Origin of the sequence: Geodermatophilus sp. FMUSA9-8 (genome assembly GCF_037034165.1) — a bacterium.
Lineage (GTDB): Bacteria > Actinomycetota > Actinomycetes > Mycobacteriales > Geodermatophilaceae > Geodermatophilus > Geodermatophilus nigrescens.
The window spans coordinates 59,572-79,024 of record NZ_JBAGKE010000006.1 but is presented as its reverse complement, the minus strand read 5'-3'; the positions used below and the strand labels follow the sequence as shown (position 1 = coordinate 79,024).

Sequence of the window (19,453 nt, the reverse complement as noted above, 5' to 3'; positions counted from 1 at the left end):
CGCATCCGATGATCAACAGCGCAGGCGCGGTCGCACCGAATGCCGGACTCGAACCGGCTCGCTCCTCGCGGAGTTACAGGCCTGCACCGGACACCTGCGCCTTCGTTCCCATAGGCCCTCGACGATGCGACCGCCCGGCGAGCGTAGGGCCACGAGGACCCGCCCGTAGGGGCTTCGCCCGGTGTTGATCATCGGACGCCTGCACGGCTGGCCGGCGTGTCGTCGCGTGTCCCGTGCACGCATCCGATGATCAACTCCGCGGGCGCGGTCGCGGCGATCAGCCGAGCAGGCGGGTCAGCGCCGGGCCGAGGTCGCGCACCGTCCGCACCATCTGCGCGCTCCCCCCGCCGCGCGCCGCCAGCGCCCGGGCGGCCTCCTCCGCCTCCGCCGTCGGCAGCGGGCACAGCACGTCCACCCGGTCCAGGCCGGCGAGCGCGGTCTCCGGCGGGTCGCCGGTGGTGTGCAGGCAGTCCGACAGCAGGACGACGCGCCGCTCGTCGGCCACCTCGGCGTCGAGCTGGCGGCGGGCGGCCCGCAGCGCGCCGGCCAGGTCGGTCATCCCGTGCCCGCGCAGGCCGATCAGGTGCGTGACGACGTCCTCCGCGGCCCGCCGCTGCCCCGGCCGCTGCACGACGTCGACCTCCCGCCCGAAGGTGATCAGGCTGGTCCGCAGCTTGTCGTCCCCGGTGAGGACGACGCCGGCCGCCGCCACCGCCGCGATCGCCACGCCGAGCCCGGTCATCGACCCCGACGTGTCCACGGCCAGGCACACCGACCGCCGGTGCCCGGTCCACGTGCGCGTGACCAGGTCCTCCGGCGCCAGCGGCGAGCCGACCTCCCAGCGGTCGAGCGTGCGGTCGAGGTCCAGGTCGCCGTCGCCCCGCCGGTCGGGCACCAGCCGCCGCGTCCCCCGTGTCCGGACGCGGCCGACCCGCCCCACCTGCACGAACACCCGCGCGGCCAGCCGCTGGGCCGCCGAGCGCAGGTCCCGGTCGGTGGCGGCGGCGAGGTCGGTGAGCAGCGCGGCCGCGGCGTCGGCGTCCTCGGCCATCAGCGCGGCGAACGCCTCCTCGTCGAGCTCGCCGACCTCCGGGCTGACCTCCTCGAACGCGTCGTGGCGCGCCGCCATCTCACGGCGGCTGGTCTGCCGGCGCCCGCCCCCGGAGCGGCGGTCGCGGCGCAGGGACGAGGCCGAGTCCTGGCCCGCCGGGGACTCCGGCGGGCCCTCACCTTTTCCCGGGTCGTCACCACCTGCGGCGTCGGCGGGGGGCTGCTCGTCGGGGGGCGGGGGCGAGCCGTCCGGTGGCCAGACGCCGTCGAGGATCTCGTCGATGACCGCCTCGGGCGTGCGCTCGACGCCCTCGGCGATGCGGATCCGCCCCGACAGGGCGGCGTAGGCGGCGTCCCGGGCGGTCTCCCGCGCCCCCTCGGCGCCGAGCCCCGACTGCCCGCGCACGTCGAGCAGCCCGCCCAGGAGCAGCACCAGGTCGGTGGCGCCGCGCACCGACGAGCCCATCCGGACGTCGCGGTGCTCGCGCGAGGCCCGCACCAGCCGGACGGCGAGGCCGATGAGCGCCGGCGGCGCCCCGGTCACCGCGGTGACGATCGCCCGCTCGGCCGCGGCGTCCTGGTAGCCGAGGACGACGCGGCACATCCGGTCGGCGATCGCCTGCCCGACCCGCGCCGTGCCGATCGCGTCGAACGGGTTCATCGCCGCGATCAGCCGGAACCCCGCGGCGGCGCGCACGTGCCCGAGCCGCGGCACGGTGATCTCCCCCTCGGTGAGCACGGTGATGAGGACGTTGAGCGTCTCCTCGGGGATCCGGTTGAGCTCCTCGAGGTAGAGCAGCCCGTGCCCGCGCATCGCCGTCAGCAGCGGTCCGTCGGTGAAGCTGCCCGGCACGTAGCCGTCGGCGAGGACGGCCGCGGGGTCGTACTGGCCGATCAGGCGGGCCGGCGTCAGCTCGGCGTTGCCCTCGACGAACACGACCTCCTGGCCGGTCTCCGCCGCGATCGAGCGCAGCAGCGTGGACTTGCCCGTGCCGGGCGGCCCCTCGAGCACGACGTGCCGGTTGGTGCGCAGCGCGACGGTGAGCACCTCCCGCTCACGACGCAGCCCGATGACCGGGTGGGGCGCGGACGGTGCGCTCACGCGGCTCCTCTCGTGGTGCGGGACCTGCGCACCCGAGGGGGGCGGGTGCGCAGGTCCCGGGTCGGTGGACGGCGGGCGGCTCAGGCCGGCGCGCCCTCCAGCGGCGGGGTGTCGTAGACGATGACGCCGCGGATGTTCTTCCCGTTGACCAGGTCCTCGTAGCCCTCGTTGACCTGGTCGAGCGTGTACGTCTTCGTGATCAGCTCGTCGAGCTTGAGGTCGCCGGACTGGTACAGCTCGATCATCTTCGGGATGTCGTGGAACGGGTCGCCCGAGCCGAACAGGCTGCCCTTCACGGTCTTCTCGAACAGCGTGAGCAGCGAGCTGGACAGCTCGATGTTGTTCTTCGTGGGGTCCGCCAGGCCGGTGATCACCGCTGTCCCGCCCTTGCGGATGGTGTTGACCGCGTCGGTGACGACCTTCGCGTCGACGACGCCGACGGTGATGATCGCCTTGTCCGCGCCGACGCCGCGGGTCAGCTCCTGGACGAGCTCCATCGCCTCCTCGGCGGTCTCGCAGCTGTGCGTGGCGCCGAGCTGCTCGGCGGCCTCCCGCTTGTTGGGCAGCGGGTCGACGGCGACGACGTTGCGCGCCCCGGCCAGCGCCGCGCCCTGCACGCTGTTGATCCCGATGCCGCCGATCCCGTAGATGACGATCGTGTCGCCGGGCTCGGTGGCCGCCGCGTGCACCGCCGACCCCCAGCCGGTCGGGACGCCGCACCCGATGAGCACGACCTTGTCCAGCGGCAGGTCCGGGTCGACCTTGACGGCGGAGTTCTCGCTGATGACGGCGCGCTCGGAGAACGTGCCGAGCATGCACATGCCGCCGTAGTCGTTGCCGTCGTCGTCGTGGAAGCGGTAGGTGCCGTCGGGCAGGTTGCCGACCAGGATCGACGCGCCCATGTCGCAGAGGTTCGACTTGCCCGTGGAGCACCAGCGGCAGTGCCCGCACACCGGCAGGAACGAGCAGACGACGTGGTCGCCGGGCTGGAGCCGGGTCACGCCCGGGCCCACCTTCTCGATCACCCCGGCACCCTCGTGCCCGCCCACGATGGGGAACTGGGGGACGATGTCGCCGTGCCGCAGGTGCTCGTCGGAGTGGCACAGGCCGGCGGCGACGTAGCGGATGAGCACCTCCCCGGCCTTGGGTTCGTCGAGCTCGAGCTCGGTGATCTCGAACGGCTTCCCGACGTCGCGCAGTACGGCTGCCCTGGTCCTCATCGACCCTCCCGTCGTCGGCCGCCGCGACTCGGCGGCACCTCCCGGCGCGGGCCATCGTCGTGACGCCGGTGTGACCGGGGCCACCCCCGGACGGGGGGATGCTCAGCCGCGGGGGCGGGGCAGCACCCGGTGCACCTCGCCCGCGCGCGCCGGGTCCAGCGGCACCGCGCTCGCCAGCACCGCCGGGCCGAGCCGCAGGACGCCGTCGCCCAGCGGGGCGCAGCGCACGCCCGCGCGGCCGCGCATGCCGCGGTGGGCGCCGGGCGCGAGCACGGTGTCCAGCCACGCGCAGGGGTTGGCCGGGCGCCCGCCGCGCAGGACGACGACCCCCTCCCCGCAGTCGAGGGAGAACTCCGCGCCGCGCAGCGCCTCCACCTCCGCGCCCCGCAGGACGACGTTGCGGCGGGCGAGCAGCGGGTCCAGCGCCCCGGCGCCGAGCTCGGCGGCCAGCGCCTCCACCGACTCGGCGGCGAGCACGGTGACGGCGGCGTCGCGGTGCGCGGGCCGGCCGGCGTAGCGGTCGCCGACGACGCCGTGCCCGGCCCGCACCTCGACCTCCTCGACCCGGTCGCCGTCCTGCGGCGGGACGACCCCGGCGGGGCGCCCGTCGTAGCGGTGCACCGGCGAGACGAGCAGCCCGACGACCTCGACGTCGTACCGGTACGGCAGCTCCGTCACCGCTCGGCGGTGCGGTGGATGGGGCCCTCCGTCCCCGTCAGCCGCTCCCCCGAGCCGCCCCAGCGCCCGGCGATGACCTCCGCGGCGATGGACACGGCGGTCTCCTCGGGCGTGCGGGCGCCCAGGTCCAGGCCGATCGGCGAGGACAGCCGGTCCAGCTCGGCGTCGGACAGCCCGGCCTCGCGCAGCCGCTCCAGCCGCTCGTCGTGCGTGCGCCGCGAGCCCATCGCGCCCACGTAGGCCACCGGCAGCCGCAGCGCGACCTCCAGCAGCGGGACGTCGAACTTCGGGTCGTGGGTGAGCACGCACAGCACGGTGCGCTCGTCGATCCGGCCGGCGTCGACCTCGGCCTGCAGGTAGCGGTGCGGCCACTCGACGACGACCTCGTGCGCGTCGGGGAACCGGCGGGCGGTGGCGAAGACCGGGCGGGCGTCGCAGACGGTGACGCGGTAGCCGAGGAAGGCGCCCACCCGCGCCACCGCGGCGGCGAAGTCGATGGCCCCGAACACGACCATCCGCGCCGGCGGGGCGAAGGAGGAGACGAACAGCGTCAGCTCGTCCCCGCGCCGCTCGCCGTCGTGGCCGTAGGTCAGCGTGCCGGTGCGCCCGGCGGCGAGCATGCCGCGGGCGTCGTCGGCGACGGCGTCGTCGAGCCGCTGCAGGCCGAGCGTGCCGGAGCTGCGGTCGGGCCAGAGCACCAGCCGCCGGCCGATGCGGTCCTCCGGCCCGCGCACGACCGTGACGACGGCGACCGGCTCGTGCCGGCCGACGGACTCGGCGATCTCCCCGAGTTCGGGGAACGACTCGCGCGACACCGGCTCGACGAAGACGTCGAGGATCCCGCCGCAGGTCAGCCCGACGGCGAACGCGTCGTCGTCGCTGACGCCGTAGCGCTCCAGCGTCGGGACGCCGGACTCGACGACGTCCTTGGCCTCCTCGTAGACCGCGCCCTCGACGCAGCCGCCGGACACGCTGCCGACCGCCGTCCCGTCGGGGCCGACGAGCATGGCCGCCCCGGCCGGCCGCGGCGCCGAACGCCACGTGGCGACCACGGTCCCCATGCCGACCGTCTCCCCGGCCTGCCACCACCCGACCAGGTCGTCCAGGACTTCACGCACGCGAGATCACCCCTGACAGTTCCTCGAAGGCGGCCAGGCTGTGGCCGGACACGAACGCGTCAACCGACGGCAGCGCCGCCTGCATCCCGCCGGTGAGCGGCTCGTACCCGGCCCGCCCCTTGTGCGGGTTGACCCAGACGACGGCGTGCGCGAGCCGGCGCAGCCGGGCCATCTGCTCGCGCAGCAGGTCGGGGCTGCCCCGCTCCCACCCGTCGCTGCACACGACCACGATCGCGCCGCGCGCGGTGCCGCGCTGCCCCCACCGGTCGAGGAAGGCCTTGAGCACCTCACCGAGCCGCGTGCCGCCGGACCAGTCGGGGATCGCGTCGCCGCTGGCGGTCAGCGCCCGGTCGGGGTCGCGCAGCCGCATCTCCCGGGTGACGCGGGTGAGCCGGGTGCCGATCGTGAACACCTCGGTGGACGCCGGCCGGGCGCGCACCGCCGCGTGCGCGAAGCGCATGAGCGCGTCGGCGTAGGGGCTCATGGAGCCGGAGACGTCGACCAGCAGCACCACCCGCCGCGGCCGGGGCCGGGACCGCCGGTGCATCAGCCGGGTGACCTCGCCGCCGTCGCGCAGCGCCCGCCGGACGGTGCGCGCAGGGTGCACCACGCCGTGGGTGTCCGCGCGCCGCCGCCGGGACGGGCGCATGGGCGCGGCCGGGCGGACCAGCGCGAACAGCCGGCGCAGGTGCTCGCGCTCGGCCGGCGTCAGGTCCGCGACGTCGCGGTGGCGCAGCACCTCGTCGCCGGACGCCGCGACGGCGAGGTCCGCGGGGTCCTCGCCCCGCTCCCCCGTGCCGCCGCCCTGCTCCAGGGGGGCGGCGGTGGACACCAGCGGCGGCGGCTCCTGCGCGGTCGCGGGCCGGCGCCGGGGCGCCTCCCCGCCGAACCAGGCGGCGAAGGCGGCGTCGTAGCGGTCGAGGTCGTCGGGCCCGGAGCACAGCGTCAGGCGGCCGGCCCAGTAGACGGCGGTGGCGTCGAGGACGTCGAGGGCCGCGACCGCGGACAGCATCGCCTCGACCCGGTCGGGGGACGCGGCCACGCCGGCGGCGCGCAGCGTGCGGGCGAAGCCGAGGACGACGCCGACGACGTCCCCGGCGCGCTCAGCCGCCACCGAACAGCGCCCCGCGGGCCAGGGCGTGCACCCGGTCGGTGTCCTCGCGGTACTTGAGCACCGCCCCGAGGGTGCGCGCGGCGAGGTCGGGGTCGAGGTCGCGGGCGCCGAGGGCGTGCAGCGCGCTGGCCCAGTCCATCGCCTCCGCGACCCCCGGCGGCTTGAGCAGGTCCAGGCTGCGCAGCTTCGCCGTCGCCCGGGCCACCTCGCGGGCGAGCTGCTCGGTGACCTCGGGCAAACGGGTGCGCAGGATGGCGACCTCGCGCTCGAAGTCGGGGTGCTGCAGCCAGTGGTAGAGGCAGCGGCGCTTGAGGGCGTCGTGCACCTCGCGGGTGCGGTTGGACGTGAGCACGACCAGCGGCGGGACGTCGGCGTGCACGGTGCCGAGCTCGGGGATGGAGATCGTGAAGTCCGAGAGCACCTCGAGGAGGAACGCCTCGAACTCGTCGTCGGCGCGGTCGACCTCGTCGACCAGCAGCACGCTCGGGGAGTCCTCGAGCGCCTGCAGCAGCGGCCGGGCGAGGAGGAAGCGGCGGTCGTAGAGGGAGGCCTCCAGGGCCTGGGTGTCCCCGGTGGCGTGCGCGGCCTCGGCGGCGCGCAGGTGCAGCAGCTGGCGGCCGAAGTCCCAGTCGTAGAGGGCCTGGCTGGCCTCGAGGCCCTCGTAGCACTGCAGGCGGTAGATCGGTCGGCCGGTGACCTGGGCGAGCGCCCGGGCCAGCGCCGTCTTGCCGACGCCGGCCTCGCCCTCGAGGAACAGCGGGCGGCGCATGACCAGGGCCAGGTAGGCGGCGGTCGCCAGTCCCTCGTCGGGCAGGTAGCCGGTGTCCTGCAGGGCGGCGGCCAGCTCCTCGGGGCTGCCGGGGAGCCCGTCGGTTCGGAGGACGGCGGCCGTGGTCTCGCTCACGCCGCCGAGCATCCCACCTGGCCGCGGGGCCGGCCGCCCCCGACCGGGGGTCCCCCGACAGCACGGTGGCCGGCCGGGAGTCGAGGTCTCCGGCCGGCCACCGCCGACTGTGGTGCGTCCCGCCCCTACGGGCGGGAGGGCGTCACCGCCCGATCTTGCCGTCGTTGTCGCGGTCGAGGGCGTCCTTGGCCTTCTGCACCAGGCCGCGGTCGTCCCGGCCGGCGGTGCCGGTCGTGGTGCCGGTGGTGCCGCCGTCGACCTCGATCTCCTCCTTGCGCACCTGCTCGCTGACCTGCTGCTGCTCGGTCACCGTCTGGGTGTCCAGGCGGACGCGCTCGACCGGCACGGCCTCCTTCTCCACGACGGGGCGCTCGGCGTGCAGGACGACCTCGTGCTCCTCCTCGGAGATGGCCGGGCCGTCCATGGCGTTGCCGTAGTTGGCGTCGGTGATCGGCTCGCGCTCGACCCGGACCTCCTCGTGGGAGACCGGCACGGTCTGCGTCACGTTCTCGCTGACGACGTACTTGCGCAGCCGCGCCCGGCCGGCCTCGACCCGCTGGGTGCCCACGTTGAGGTGCTCCTCGGAGCGGGTCATCGCGTTGTCGGTGGTCGGGCCGGAGGTGTCGTGGCCCACGGTGCCGCGGGTCTCGAGGTCGTCGCGGACGCCGTCACGGTCGCGGTCCATGCCCGCGGTGCCGGCCACGCCGGTGCCGGCGGTGGTCAGGTCCTGCTGGCCGCGGGTCTGGTCCATCGAGTAGGTGCCGGCGGTGCCGGTGTCCGTCGTCGTGGTCTGCGTGGTCTGCGTGCCCGAGCCGTAGCCGAGGCCGTAGTACCGGTACAGCTCCTGCTCCTCCTGCGGGGAGAGGTGGCCGTCGGTGTCGACCTTCGGCGCGTCCTTGACCTGGGCCTTGGTGACGCCCACGCGCAGGCCGTCGTTGGTCAGGTCGGCGTCACGCAGCGGGACGAAGGACTCCTTGGTGCCGAACAGACCGGTGCGCACCGTGGCCCACTCCGGCTGACCGGTCTCGTCGTCGAGGTAGACCTCGGAGGCGGACCCGATCTTCTCGCCCGACTGGTCGTAGACGTCCTGTCCGATCACACGGCTGATGGTGTCGGTGCCGATCATCGTCGTTTCGCGCTCCCATCTGAGCTCTGGTGTAACGGTCGACTCAATGGGTGACCGAGGTCGGCGGACCGAAACGACCGGATCGGATCTTCGTCCGCCCGTCACCGTCCGTCCTCGTTCCGGCAACCGCGCCCCTCCCCCCGGCGGGACGACGTCCGTGCAGGTCAGCGCGGTGTGTCGGAGGAGGTCGCCGCACCGCTCGACGAGCGACGACTCGTAGCGGTACGTGACCGTCCGGTCGCCCGGGCGTGTCGCGCTCGTCCCGCCCGGCGCGTCTCCACGGCTGGCGCGCCGTCATCGGCTCTATTGGAGGCGTGCCGCCCCGCTCGCCCTACGACAACCTGGTGCACCCCCGCACGGTGAAGAAGCCGCCGCCGCAGGTGGCCGCCGAGCGCGACCTCGTCGTCGAGGACCCGTCGTCCGGCTTCGTCGGCGCCGTCGTGCGCTGCGAGAAGGACGTCGTCCACCTCGAGGACCGGTTCGGGAAGGTCCGCGCCTACCCCCTCGGCCCCGGCTTCTGGGTCGACGGCCGGCCGGTGGTGCTCGTGCGCCCGACGCCGAAGGGCCCCGCGACGCCGACCCGCAGCGCCTCGGGTTCGACCTACGTGGCCGGCGCCCGCGCCCGCGTCGCCCGCGAGGGCCGCATCTACGTCGAGGGCAAGCACGACGCCGAACTGGTCGAGAAGGTCTGGGGCCACGACCTGCGCATCGAGGGCGTCGTCGTCGAGCCGCTGCACGGCGTCGACGACCTGCCGGCCATCGTCCGCGAGTTCCGCCCGGGCCAGGGCCGGCGGCTCGGCGTGCTGGTCGACCACCTGGTGCGCGGGTCGAAGGAGTCGCGGATCGCCGAGCAGGTGACCGGGCAGCACGCGCTCGTCGTCGGGCACCCGTTCATCGACATCTGGCAGGCCGTCAAGCCCTCCGTCGTCGGCATCCGCGCCTGGCCGGAGGTGCCGCGGGGCGAGGACTGGAAGACCGGCGTCTGCCGGCGGCTCGGCTGGGAGGACGACACCGGCTACGTGTGGGCGCAGCGCATCCTCGCCCGCGTGCGCACCTGGACCGACCTCGAACCCGCGCTCATCGGCCGCGTCGAGGAGCTGATCGACTTCGTGACGGAGTGATCTGTCGGCCTACCGGCCTCCACCGCGGCCAGGTGCCCGGAAGGACCTCGGTGCCCCCCACACCTCGCACGCTCGGCGCGGGCCCCTGCACCGAGGCCGGTCGACGCGCTGAGCCCTGCCACGACGTCCCGGCCGGGAGCCTCCAGCCCCGCGCCCGGTCCGCCGTCCCCCGCAGGGGCGGCTCTCGTGTCGCTGCGCCCCCGCAGGGCGGCTCGCGTGTCGCTGCGCCCCCGCAGGGCGGCTCGCGTCGTGCGGCCGGGTGGTGCCCGCCGCACGGCGACGGCCGCCGCCCCGGGAGGGGACGGCGGCCGTCGTGGTGGTGCTGCGGTCAGCGCGGGACGTAGTCGAACGTGTCCGGGTCCGGGCCGGTGCGCTCGCCGCGGTCGAGGCCGCTGATGGTGGCCATCTGGCCCTCGTCGAGCTCGAAGTCGAACAGCGCGAAGTTCTCCTCCACGCGCTTGCGCGTCACCGACTTCGGGAAGACGACGTCGCCGCGCTGCACGTGCCAGCGCAGCACGACCTGGGCCGGGGTGCGGCCCAGCGTCTCCGCGATCGCGGTGATCGCCGGGTCGTCGAGCACCTTGCCCTGCGCGATCGGCGACCAGGCCTCGGTGACGATCTCGTGGTCGGCGTCGAAGGCCCGCACCTCGTCGTTGGCCAGGTACGGGTGGATCTCGATCTGGTTCACCGCCGGGCGCACGTCGGTCTCGGAGAACAGCCGGCGCAGGTGGTGCGGGTTGAAGTTGGAGACGCCGATCGCGCGGCAACGGCCGCCGGCGTAGATCTCCTCCATCGCCTTCCACGTCTCGACGTAGTCGACGTCGATGGTCGGCAGCGGCCAGTGGATGAGGAACAGGTCGAGCTGCTCCAGGCCGAGGTCGGTCATCGTCTGGTCGAAGGCGCGCAGCGCGTCGTCGCGGCGGTGGAAGCCGTTGTTCAGCTTGCTCGTGACGAAGACCTCGGACGGGTCGATGCCCGACTCGCGGATCGCCTGCCCGACCTCCTTCTCGTTGCCGTACATCTCGGCGGTGTCGATGTGCCGGTAGCCGACCTCGAGTGCGGTGCGCACGGCCTCGACGGTGTTCTCCGGCTCGACCTGGTAGACGCCGAAGCCCAGCTGCGGGATCTCGACGCCGTTGTTCAGGCGGATGGTGGGCACGGTGGCCACGGGTGCTCCCTCTCGTCGTGGACGGTGGGCGGCGCGCCACTCCATGGCGCGCGCCTCTCCCGTCGGGGGCCGCTACCCGCCGACCGCGTCCTCAACCCGTGACGCGGGCTCCGTCACAGACCCGGGGGCGCCGCGCCGGAGCAGCGGCGCCCCGGCCAGCGCGATGAGCGCCGCCGCGGCGGCGGCCACCGCGGGCACGGCGAACGCGGCCTGCGCGCCCCAGGAGTCGACGGCGGCGCCGGCCAGCGCCGAGCCCGCGGTGACGCCCACGGTCAGCCCGGTGTTGGACCACGACAGCGCCTCGGTGAGCGCCGCCCGCGGTACCCGCGACTCGATCAGCGAGGCGCCCGACACCAGCACCGGGGCGACGGCGAGGCCCGCGAGGAACCCGGCGCCGATCAGCAGCGGCAGCGACGACACCGCCCACAGCCCCTGCGCGGCCACGCCGAAGAACACCGCGGTGCCGAGGAACCGGGCGGCGAGCGTGCCCGGCAGCCGGGCGACGCCGTAGGCGAGACCCGCGACCAGGCTGCCGCCGGCGTAGAGCGCCAGCGCGACACCGGCCAGCGCGGGCACCCCGAGGGACTCCGCATAGCCCACGACGACGACGTCCATGGCGCCGAACACGGTGCCCACGCCCAGGTAGGCGGCGCACACGAGCAGCACCGCGGGCCCGAGGGCGGCCAGGCGCCGCGACCCGCCGCCCTCGTCGGCCGGCGTGACGACCGGCTCGGTGGCGCGCTGGCGCGCCAGCCACAGCCCGCCCACCGTGCCCAGCACGATGCCGGTGGTGAAGCCGGCGGCGGGGGCCACCAGCGTGCCGAGCACGGTCACCAGCGGCGGGCCGACGACGAACACGACCTCGTCGACGACGGACTCGAAGGCGAACGCGATCTGGCGGCGCTCGGCGTCCTCCAGGGCGGCCACCCACCGGGCGCGGACCAGCGCGCCGATGTTGGGCAGGCTGGCGCCGGTGAGCGCCGCGAGGCCGAACCAGGTCCAGCGCGGCGCGTCGCCGACGACGACGCCGACGAACGCCAGGCCGGTGAGCAGGTAGGCCGCCATCGCCACCTGCAGCACCCGGCCCTGGCCGCGGCGGTCCATGGCGCGCGCCCACTGCGGGCCGGCGACCGAGGCGGTCAGCGCCAGGGTGCCCGAGACGGCGCCGGCGAGGGCGTAGCTGCCGGACTCGCCCTCGACGAGCAGCACCGCGCCGAGGCCGAGCATCGGCAGCGGCAGGCGGGCGACCCAGCCGGCGAGGGAGAACCAGGCGGCTCCGGGGACGGTGAACAGGCGTCCGTAGGGACCGAGGAGGGTGCGGGGTGACACGGGCTTCTCGCGCTTCCTGGCCACAGGCGAGTGCGGGTCTGCCCGCCGGACTCTCGGGTGGCGACGCGACCGTAACAACGGACGGGGACTCCGTCGTCCCGGTTTCCTCGCGACCGAGCGTGTCGACGTCGTCACTCAGAGGCGTTGCGAGGACCCTCCGTGGCGTCCCGCACACCTCTCCCGAGGAGCCCCGTGGCCCCGACCGCCCAGCGCGCCACCCGCCCGCTGCCCCTGCGCCTGCTGCTCGTCCTGCTGCTGGCCCTCACCGCCCTGCTGTCCCCCGGCACCGCCCGGGCCTCCGGCGGCGACGACGGTGGCACCCAGGGCGCCGCGGCGGGCGGCGACTTCGCCGTCACCGTCAACGGCCGGACCGCGAACCCCGGCGCGGGCAGCGAGTACCGCCTCCGCGACACGACGCCCACGAGCCCGGTCGCCGTCCGCGGCCGGCACGTCACCTTCACGATCGACCCGGCCACCCTCGGCGTGTACGACTACGCGCTCACCGGCGCCCCCGACCCGCAGCGCATGGTCACCGCCCCGACCGTCGTCTTCTCCTCGAAGGTGCCGGTGCTGACCGCCGCCCAGCTGCGCGGCGTGCGGATCGGTGAGCTGCGGCTGCGCGACGACGTCCTCGTCGTGACCTTCACGACCGCCTCCGGCGGCAAGCTCAAGGTGCAGGCGAAGGACGCCCCGCAGGGCGGCATCTTCCAGATGGAGCAGGAGTTCGGCGTCGCCGTCGAGTACGTCCACACGCTCGGCCCGGGCCTCTTCTACTTCGTCAACGAGTTCACCGGGAAGGTCAACCTCGGCAACGGCGTCGCCGGCGACGCCACGCACCAGATGCTGCTCGGCAAGGACAGCCCCCAGGTGGCCACCCGGCTGTCGCTGTCGGCGACGACGTCCCGCTGGTCGGTGGCCTCGGGCGGGCGCATGGGCGGCGTGCTCGGCGAGGACGCCGTCGAGCTGTCCGCCGGCGCGACGAACTGCACCAGCGACTGCCAGGCCCGCAACCGCATCCAGGGCTCGGTCCCCGTCCCGCCGGACCCGACCTCCCCCACCCCGATCGGCTGACCACGCCGCCGGCGTGCAACGTCGGTGCAGCACCCGCATCCGCGGGCGCGGCCGGGACTCCCCGGTGGCGTCCGCGGATGCGGCGTTCCGGGGCCCCGGCGCCGCGGGACCGGGGACGGCCGGGCCTCCCGCGGCTACATTCGCCAGCGTGAGTGCCACCCCGCTGCCCGACCCCCGGCCCCGTCGCGCCGACGCGGTCGAGGGCGGTGCAGCCCCGGGCACCGGCGGCCTGGTCGACCGGCACGGCCGCGTGGCCACCGACCTGCGGGTGTCGCTCACCGACCGCTGCAACCTGCGCTGCTCCTACTGCATGCCGCCCGAGGGCCTGCAGTGGCTGCCCAAGGTCGAGCAGCTCACCGACGACGAGGTCGTCCGGCTGGTGCGCATCGGCGTCGAGCAGCTCGGCATCCGCGAGGTCCGCTTCACCGGCGGCGAGCCGCTGCTGCGCCCGGGCCTGCCCGGCATCGTCGCGGCCGCGACCGCGCTCACCCCGCGTCCCGAGGTCAGCCTGACCACCAACGCGATCGGGCTGTCCCGCGTGGCCCCCGCGCTCGCCGAGGCCGGGCTGGACCGCATCAACGTCAGCCTCGACACCCTCGACCGCGAGCGCTTCAGGCGGCTCACCCACCGCGACCGGCTCGACGACGTGCTGGCGGGCCTGCGGGCCGCGCACGACGCCGGGCTCACGCCGGTGAAGGTCAACGCCGTCCTGCTGCGGGGCGTCAACGAGGAGGACGCCGTCCCGCTGCTGGACTACTGCCTGGAGCACGGCTACCAGCTGCGGTTCATCGAGCAGATGCCGCTCGACGCCCACCACGCGTGGACCCGCGGCGAGATGGTCACCGCCGAGGACATCCTGGAACGGCTGTCGGCGGCGCACGTGCTCACGCCCGACACCGAGGAGCGCGGCTCGGCCCCGGCCGAGCGGTGGCTGGTCGACGGCGGCCCCGCCACGGTCGGCGTCATCGCCTCGGTCACCCGCTCGTTCTGCGGCACCTGCGACCGCACCCGGCTCACCGCCGACGGCCAGATCCGCAACTGCCTGTTCGCCCGCGACGAGTCCGACCTGCGGACGGCGATGCGCGAGGGCGCCACCGACGCCGAGCTGGCCGACCGGTGGCGGATCGCCACGCTGGCCAAGCTCCCCGGCCACGGCATCGACGACCCGAGCTTCCTGCAGCCGAGCCGGCCGATGTCGGCCATCGGGGGATGAGTTGTCCACCCACCCCACCACCCCGGCGCCCGTGACCGTCCGCTACTTCGCCGGCGCCCGCGCGGCCGCCGGCGTCGACACCGAGACCTGTGAGGCCGCCACGCTCGAGGAGCTGGTCGGCCGGATCGTCGAGTCCCACGGCGAGCGCCTCGAGCGGGTGCTCACCGCCTGCTCGTTCCTGGTCGACGGAACCCAGACGCGGGACCGCGCGTTGGCACTCGGACCCGGGGCAGTCGTCGACGTGCTGCCCCCCTTCGCCGGAGGATGACCGCCCCCTCGTGAGCTCGCCTCACCATACGAGCCGTCCCCGTCCGCTCCGCTCCGCCGAGGTCACCCCATGACCGAGTGGCTGCTCGTCCTCGTCGGCGTCCTGCTGGTCGCCGCCTGTGCGGCGTTCGTGGCCTTCGAGTTCGCCCTGGTGACCGTCGACCGGCCCACCGTCGAGCGCGCCGCCGACGCCGGTGACCGCCGGGCCGGCGGGGTGCTCGCCGCGCTGCGGACGCTGTCCACGCAGCTCTCGGGCGCCCAGCTCGGCATCACCGTCACCAACCTGGCGATCGGCTTCGTCGCCGAGCCGTCCATCGCCGAGCTGCTGCGCGGGCCGCTGGAGTCGGCCGGGCTGTCCGGCGCGGCCGCCCGGTCGGTGTCGATCACGCTCGCGCTGGTGCTCGCCACCGTGCTGACCATGGTGTTCGGCGAGCTGGTGCCCAAGAACGTGGCGATCAGCGAGCCGCTGCGCACCGCCCGCGCGGTCGCCGGTTTCCAGCGCGGCTTCACCCGGGCCACCGCCCTGGTCATCCGGTTCCTCAACGGCTGGGCCAACGCGCTGCTGCGGCGGCTGTTCGGCGTCGAGCCGCAGGAGGAGCTGGCCTCCGCCCGCTCGCCGGAGGAGCTGACCTCGCTGGTCCGCCGTTCGGGCCGGCAGGGGACGCTGCCCACGGAGACCGCCACGCTGCTCGAGCGCGGGCTTGCCTTCGGTGAGCTGCGCGCCAGCGACGCCGCCACGCCGCGCACCCGCATGACGACCGTGCTCGGCGACGCACCCGTCGCCGAGGTGCTCACCGCGGCCCGCGACTCGGGCCACTCCCGCTTCCCCGTCGTCTCCGGCGCCGGCATCGACGACGTCGTCGGCATGGTCCACGTGAAACACGCACTGGCCGTCCCGCGCGACCGGCGCGCCGCCACCGCGGTGTCGGCGGTGATGCTGCCGGCGCTGTTCGTGCCCACCTCGCGCCGGCTGGACGACCTCCTGGGCGACCTGCGCCGCGGCGGCCTGCAGATGGCCGTCGTCGTCGACGAGTACGGCGGCACCGACGGCGTGGTGACCGTCGAGGACCTCGTCGAGGAGCTGGTCGGTGACCTCGTCGACGAGTACGACGAGGAGGGCGGCGACGACGTCGTCGACCGCGGCGACGGCACCTGGTCGGTGTCGGGCCTGCTGCGCCCCGACGAGGTGGCCGCCGCGACCGGTCTGGCGGTGCCGTCGGACCGCCACTGGGAGACCCTCGGCGGGCTCGTGCTGCACGTGCTCGGCCGGATCCCCGAGGTCGGCGACCGCATCGAGGCCCGCCCGACCCTGCCGCCGGAGCTCGCCGCCGAGGCCGAGGGCCTGCCCGCCGGGGTGTGGGTGCAGGTCGAGCGGGTCGACGGCACCCGGGTGGAGCGCGCCGTCGTCGGCGGCGTGCCCGCCACCACCGGCGACGACGAGGAGGACGACCGTGGGTGACTGGCTCGGCGTCCTGGTCGCCGTCGTCCTGCTGCTGGCCAACGCCTTCTTCGTCGGCGCGGAGTTCGCGCTGATCTCCGCGCGCCGCTCGTCGATCGAGCCGCTGGCCGAGGCGGGGTCGCGCCGCGCCCGCACGACGCTCGCGGCGATGGAGCGCGTCTCGCTGATGATGGCCGGCGCGCAGCTGGGCATCACCGTCTGCTCGCTGGGCCTCGGCGCCATCGGCGAGCCCGCCGTGGCGCACCTGCTGGAGCCGGTCTTCGCGGCACTGTCGGTGCCCGAGGCGCTCGTGCACCCGATCTCGTTCGTCATCGCGCTGACCGTCGTCGTGGCGCTGCACGTGGTGATCGGCGAGATGGTGCCGAAGAACCTGGCGCTGGCCGGCCCCGACCGCGCCGCGCTGGCGCTCGCTCCCCCGCTGCGCGCCGTCGTCACCGTGCTCAAGCCGGTCATCGTGTCGCTCAACGCGCTGGCCAACGGCGTCCTGCGGCTGCTGCGCGTGCAGCCCAAGGACGAGGTGACCAGCGCGTTCACCCGCGACGAGGTGGCCGGGCTGCTCGACGAGTCCCGCGCCGGCGGCCTGCTCGACGAGCGCGGCCACGAGCTGCTCACCGGCGCGCTGCAGCTGGAGGACCGCGACACCCGCTCGGTGCTCATCCCCCGCACGGCGCTCACCACGGTGGCGCCCGGCGACGGGACCGACGCCGTCGAGCGGGCGGCCGCGGCCACCGGCTTCTCCCGGTTCCCCGTGGCCGACGGCGACCGGCTGCTCGGCTACGTGCACGTGAAGGACGTCCTGGTGGCCGACGGCGCGCCGGAGCCGCGGGTCCGCGACATCACCCGGCCGCTGCCGCGGGTGGCCGCCGCCGACGACCTGCGGCGCACGCTGGGCGTGATGCAGGCCGGACGGGCACAGTTCGCGGCGGTGACCGACGGCGGCCGGGTGGTCGGCGTCGTGGCCCTGGAGGACATCCTCGAGGAGCTGGTCGGCGAGATCCGGGATGCTGCACACAGGGGTACGGAGAGGACGGGAACGCGATGAGCTTCGTGGACAAGGCCAAGGCGAAGGCCGAGGAGCTGCTGGGCCGGGCCGAGGAGGTCTACGGCGAGTCGCACGGCGACGCCGCCGCGCAGGTGGCCGGTGAGGCGCACCGCCTCGAGGCCGAGGCGGAGCTCGAGGAGGAGCGCGCCGAGGAGGCCGCCCACGGGCACGGCACCGCGCGCCCGACGGACGAGGACGGCCGCACCGTCGGCTGAGTCCGCTCAGCCGCCCGGCCGGTGTGTCACCGGCCGGCGGCCGGCCGCCTCAGGGGCAGGCCACCCACTCCTCGTCGCCGTCGGTGAAGACCTGGCGCTTCCAGATGGGCAGCCGCTTCTTCACCTCGTCGACGAGCTCGGCGCACGCGGTGAACGCCTCGCCGCGGTGGGCGGAGCTGACCGCGCAGGCCAGGGCGACGTCGCCGATGCCGAGCAGGCCGACGCGGTGGGAGACGGCGACCGCGCGCACGCCGGGCCGGGCGGCGAACTCCTCGGCCAGCTCGGTGATGACCTGCTCCGCGGTCGGGTGGCCGACGTACTCGAGCTCGGTCACCGAGCGGCCGCCGTCGGTGTCGCGGACGACGCCGGAGAAGGAGACGACGGCACCCGCGCCCGCGTCGGCGACGGCCTGCTCGTGCTCGGCGACGGACAGCGGCTCGTCGACGACTCTGGCGACCAGGTGCCCGGCGATCACGGGCCCGAAGCTACCCCGTCGCCGGACCCGGCCGGGGGCACGTCGAGGTCGACCGGGTCGGCCAGGCCGCTGCAGTCGACCTCCGTGACGTCGTGCGCGGCGAGGTACCGGCGGGCGCCCTCGTCGCCGGCCGCCGTCGCCGCCACCCCGGCCCAGTGATCCCGGCCGAGGAGCACCGGGTGCCCGCGGACGCCGTCGTAGGTGGCGACGGCGAGCGCGCCGGGGGAGGCGTGCGCGGCGACCGCCCGCAGCGCCTCCGGCGTCATGCCCGGCATGTCCACGAGCGTGACGAGGGCGGCGTCGATGGCTCCCCCACCCCGCCGCCCCGCCGCCACCGGCCAGCCGCGCAGGCCGTCGAGGCCGGTGCGCAGGCTGGAGGCCATGCCGGTCTCCCACTCGCGGTTGGCCAGCACCGTGGCGCCGGTGAGGTCCGCGGACCGCCACACGTCGACCGCGCGGGCGCCGAGGACGACCAGCACCGGGTCGCAAGCCGCGCGCGCCGTCCGCACCGCCCGCTCGACCAGCAGGCTGCCGTCGTACTCGACCAGCGCCTTCGGCATCCCGTAGCGGCGGCCCCCGCCCGCGGCGAGGACCAGCCCGGCGACCGTGCTCATGCCCCTCCCCTCCCCTGCCCCGCATGATCAGCCGGCCTGGTCGTGTCGCGTCCTGGCTCACGTCCCACGGTGAGCCAGGACGCGTCCCGGTGATCCCGCCTGATCATGCGCCGACCCCTCAGCGGGCGTAGACGGCGACCTCGGAGGCCTTGACCACCGCCCACACCGGCGAGCCCGGCGCGAGGCCGAGCTCGGCGAACGCGGTGGCGGTGACGTCGGCGAGCAGCGGCACCTCGCCGACGAGCTCGCAGCGCACCGTGGAGCCGTGCGGCGTGGCGCCGGCCACGGTGGCGGGCCAGGCGTTGCGCGGGCTGCCCTCGGGTCGCGAGGGGTAGAGCGCCACCGACTCCGGGCGGACGGCGACCAGCACCGGCCCGCTCGCGGGCTCGGCCACGGTGACCGCTCCCCCGCCGTCCAGGCGCACCGTCGTCCCCTCCGCCGTGCCGGGCAGCAGCGACAGCCCGACCAGCCGGGCCACGTAGTCGGTGCGCGGGTGCCGGGCGACGTCGGCGGGCGGGCCGGCCTGCACCACGGCGCCGTCCTCGACGACGAGCACGCGGTCGGCCAGCGCCATCGCGTCGACCGGGTCGTGGGTGACCAGCACGGTGCTGCCGGCGAAGTCGGCGAGGTGGCGCCGCAGCTCGGCGCGGACGGCCAGGCGGGTGCGGGCGTCCAGCGCCGACAGCGGCTCGTCGAGCAGCAGCAGCGCAGGGTCGCCGACCAGCGCCCGGGCCAGCGCCGCCCGCTGCGCCTGCCCGCCGGAGAGCTGCCCGGGCCGCCGCGGCCCGTGCTCGGCCAGCCCCACCCGCGCCAGCCACGCGGCCGCGGCGGCGCGCGCCTCCCGCCTCGGCACGCCGCGCGTCCGCGGGCCGAAGGCGACGTTCTCCAGCACCGACAGGTGGGGGAACAGCAGGTGGTCCTGGAACACCATCCCGAGCGGCCGGCGGTGGGCGGGCAGGTGCACGCGCGCGGCGACGTCGTCCCACGGGGTGCCGTCGACGGCGACCCGGCCACCGTCGGGCGGCAGCAGCCCGGCGAGCACGCGCAGCAGCGTGGACTTGCCCGCGCCGTTGGGGCCGAGGACGGCGAGCACCTCGCCGTCGGCCACCTCCAGGGCGACGTCGACGGTCAGCGGCCCCCGGCGGACGACGACGTGCGCGTCCACGC

19 protein-coding genes and 1 pseudogene are annotated in these 19,453 nt (G+C 75.5%); 7 read left to right on the top strand and 13 right to left on the bottom strand.

Going from position 1 to position 19,453, the window contains the following annotated elements:
• Positions 1–277 precede the first annotated feature (277 nt).
• The 7 genes from WA616_RS13800 to WA616_RS13770 form a co-directional block, all read right to left on the bottom strand.
• Positions 278–2,152 (bottom strand): AAA family ATPase, encoded by a 1,875-nt coding sequence (locus WA616_RS13800; RefSeq protein WP_073420854.1) that lies wholly within the window; start codon positions 2,150–2,152, stop codon positions 278–280.
• An 80-nt stretch (positions 2,153–2,232) separates the two neighbouring features.
• Entirely contained in the window at positions 2,233–3,372 is a 1,140-nt protein-coding gene (locus WA616_RS13795) for an NDMA-dependent alcohol dehydrogenase (protein WP_073420853.1), read from the bottom strand.
• 102 nt (positions 3,373–3,474) lie between these two features.
• Positions 3,475–4,050: an MOSC domain-containing protein gene (locus WA616_RS13790; protein ID WP_336030635.1), complete on the bottom strand. Its 576-nt coding sequence runs from the start codon at positions 4,048–4,050 to the stop codon at positions 3,475–3,477.
• Positions 4,047–5,168, bottom strand: coding sequence for an XdhC/CoxI family protein (locus tag WA616_RS13785; protein WP_336030632.1), 1,122 nt, complete (start codon positions 5,166–5,168; stop codon positions 4,047–4,049). Before WA616_RS13785 ends, WA616_RS13790 begins: the two co-directional genes overlap by 4 nt.
• On the bottom strand, positions 5,161–6,282 hold the full coding sequence (locus WA616_RS13780; RefSeq protein ID WP_336030629.1) for a vWA domain-containing protein: 1,122 nt from the start codon (positions 6,280–6,282) through the stop codon (positions 5,161–5,163). Before WA616_RS13780 ends, WA616_RS13785 begins: the two co-directional genes overlap by 8 nt.
• The gene (locus tag WA616_RS13775; protein ID WP_336030627.1) at positions 6,272–7,186 is read right to left on the bottom strand and encodes an AAA family ATPase; all 915 of its coding nucleotides are present in this window, start codon (positions 7,184–7,186) and stop codon (positions 6,272–6,274) included. The genes WA616_RS13780 and WA616_RS13775 overlap by 11 nt, the downstream gene beginning before the upstream one ends.
• A 142-nt stretch (positions 7,187–7,328) precedes the next feature.
• Positions 7,329–8,312 carry a PRC and DUF2382 domain-containing protein gene (locus WA616_RS13770; RefSeq protein WP_336030624.1) on the bottom strand — a complete coding sequence of 328 codons (984 nt, stop codon included), beginning with the start codon at positions 8,310–8,312 and terminating at the stop codon, positions 7,329–7,331.
• A gap of 248 nt (positions 8,313–8,560) precedes the next feature.
• Here WA616_RS13770 and WA616_RS13765 point away from each other — a divergent pair, with 248 nt between their 5' ends.
• Positions 8,561–9,433, top strand: coding sequence for a DUF3097 domain-containing protein (locus tag WA616_RS13765; protein ID WP_245794882.1), 873 nt, complete (start codon positions 8,561–8,563; stop codon positions 9,431–9,433).
• Between the two features lie 328 nt (positions 9,434–9,761).
• On the opposite strand, the gene WA616_RS13760 is transcribed toward WA616_RS13765, so the two are convergent.
• A complete protein-coding gene (locus tag WA616_RS13760) occupies positions 9,762–10,601 on the bottom strand; it encodes an aldo/keto reductase (protein ID WP_336030621.1) in 840 nt (279 codons plus the stop codon).
• A gap of 72 nt (positions 10,602–10,673) precedes the next feature.
• Positions 10,674–11,930 (bottom strand): MFS transporter, encoded by a 1,257-nt coding sequence (locus WA616_RS13755; protein WP_336030619.1) that lies wholly within the window; start codon positions 11,928–11,930, stop codon positions 10,674–10,676.
• Positions 11,931–12,122: 192 nt separating this feature from the next.
• Between WA616_RS13755 and WA616_RS13750 the strand changes: the two genes are divergently transcribed.
• From WA616_RS13750 to WA616_RS13725, 6 genes are all read left to right on the top strand, one after another.
• Positions 12,123–13,001, top strand: coding sequence for a hypothetical protein (locus tag WA616_RS13750; protein ID WP_336030616.1), 879 nt, complete (start codon positions 12,123–12,125; stop codon positions 12,999–13,001).
• Positions 13,002–13,149: 148 nt separating this feature from the next.
• The gene (moaA, locus tag WA616_RS13745; protein ID WP_336030614.1) at positions 13,150–14,214 is read left to right on the top strand and encodes a GTP 3',8-cyclase MoaA; all 1,065 of its coding nucleotides are present in this window, start codon (positions 13,150–13,152) and stop codon (positions 14,212–14,214) included.
• A 31-nt stretch (positions 14,215–14,245) separates the two neighbouring features.
• Positions 14,246–14,482, top strand: a complete 237-nt coding sequence (locus tag WA616_RS13740; RefSeq protein WP_336030613.1) for a MoaD/ThiS family protein — start codon at positions 14,246–14,248, stop codon at positions 14,480–14,482.
• 69 nt (positions 14,483–14,551) lie between these two features.
• Positions 14,552–15,940, top strand: coding sequence for a hemolysin family protein (locus WA616_RS13735; protein ID WP_336030612.1), 1,389 nt, complete (start codon positions 14,552–14,554; stop codon positions 15,938–15,940).
• A complete protein-coding gene (locus WA616_RS13730; RefSeq protein ID WP_336030611.1) occupies positions 15,933–16,982 on the top strand; it encodes a hemolysin family protein in 1,050 nt (349 codons plus the stop codon). The genes WA616_RS13735 and WA616_RS13730 overlap by 8 nt, the downstream gene beginning before the upstream one ends.
• The gene (locus WA616_RS13725; RefSeq protein WP_336030610.1) at positions 16,979–17,197 is read left to right on the top strand and encodes a hypothetical protein; all 219 of its coding nucleotides are present in this window, start codon (positions 16,979–16,981) and stop codon (positions 17,195–17,197) included. The genes WA616_RS13730 and WA616_RS13725 overlap by 4 nt, the downstream gene beginning before the upstream one ends.
• A gap of 49 nt (positions 17,198–17,246) precedes the next feature.
• On the opposite strand, the gene WA616_RS13720 is transcribed toward WA616_RS13725, so the two are convergent.
• From WA616_RS13720 to WA616_RS24505, 4 genes and pseudogenes are all read right to left on the bottom strand, one after another.
• Positions 17,247–17,672: a molybdenum cofactor biosynthesis protein MoaE gene (locus WA616_RS13720; protein WP_336030608.1), complete on the bottom strand. Its 426-nt coding sequence runs from the start codon at positions 17,670–17,672 to the stop codon at positions 17,247–17,249.
• A complete protein-coding gene (locus tag WA616_RS13715) occupies positions 17,669–18,286 on the bottom strand; it encodes a nucleotidyltransferase family protein (protein ID WP_336030607.1) in 618 nt (205 codons plus the stop codon). Before WA616_RS13715 ends, WA616_RS13720 begins: the two co-directional genes overlap by 4 nt.
• A gap of 118 nt (positions 18,287–18,404) precedes the next feature.
• Complete coding sequence (locus tag WA616_RS24510) at positions 18,405–18,860, bottom strand: TOBE domain-containing protein (RefSeq protein WP_442902004.1); 456 nt, start codon at positions 18,858–18,860, stop codon at positions 18,405–18,407.
• Between the two features lie 120 nt (positions 18,861–18,980).
• A pseudogene (locus WA616_RS24505) lies at positions 18,981–19,424 on the bottom strand (ATP-binding cassette domain-containing protein); the annotation flags it as partial.
• Between the last annotated feature and the right edge of the window lie 29 nt (positions 19,425–19,453).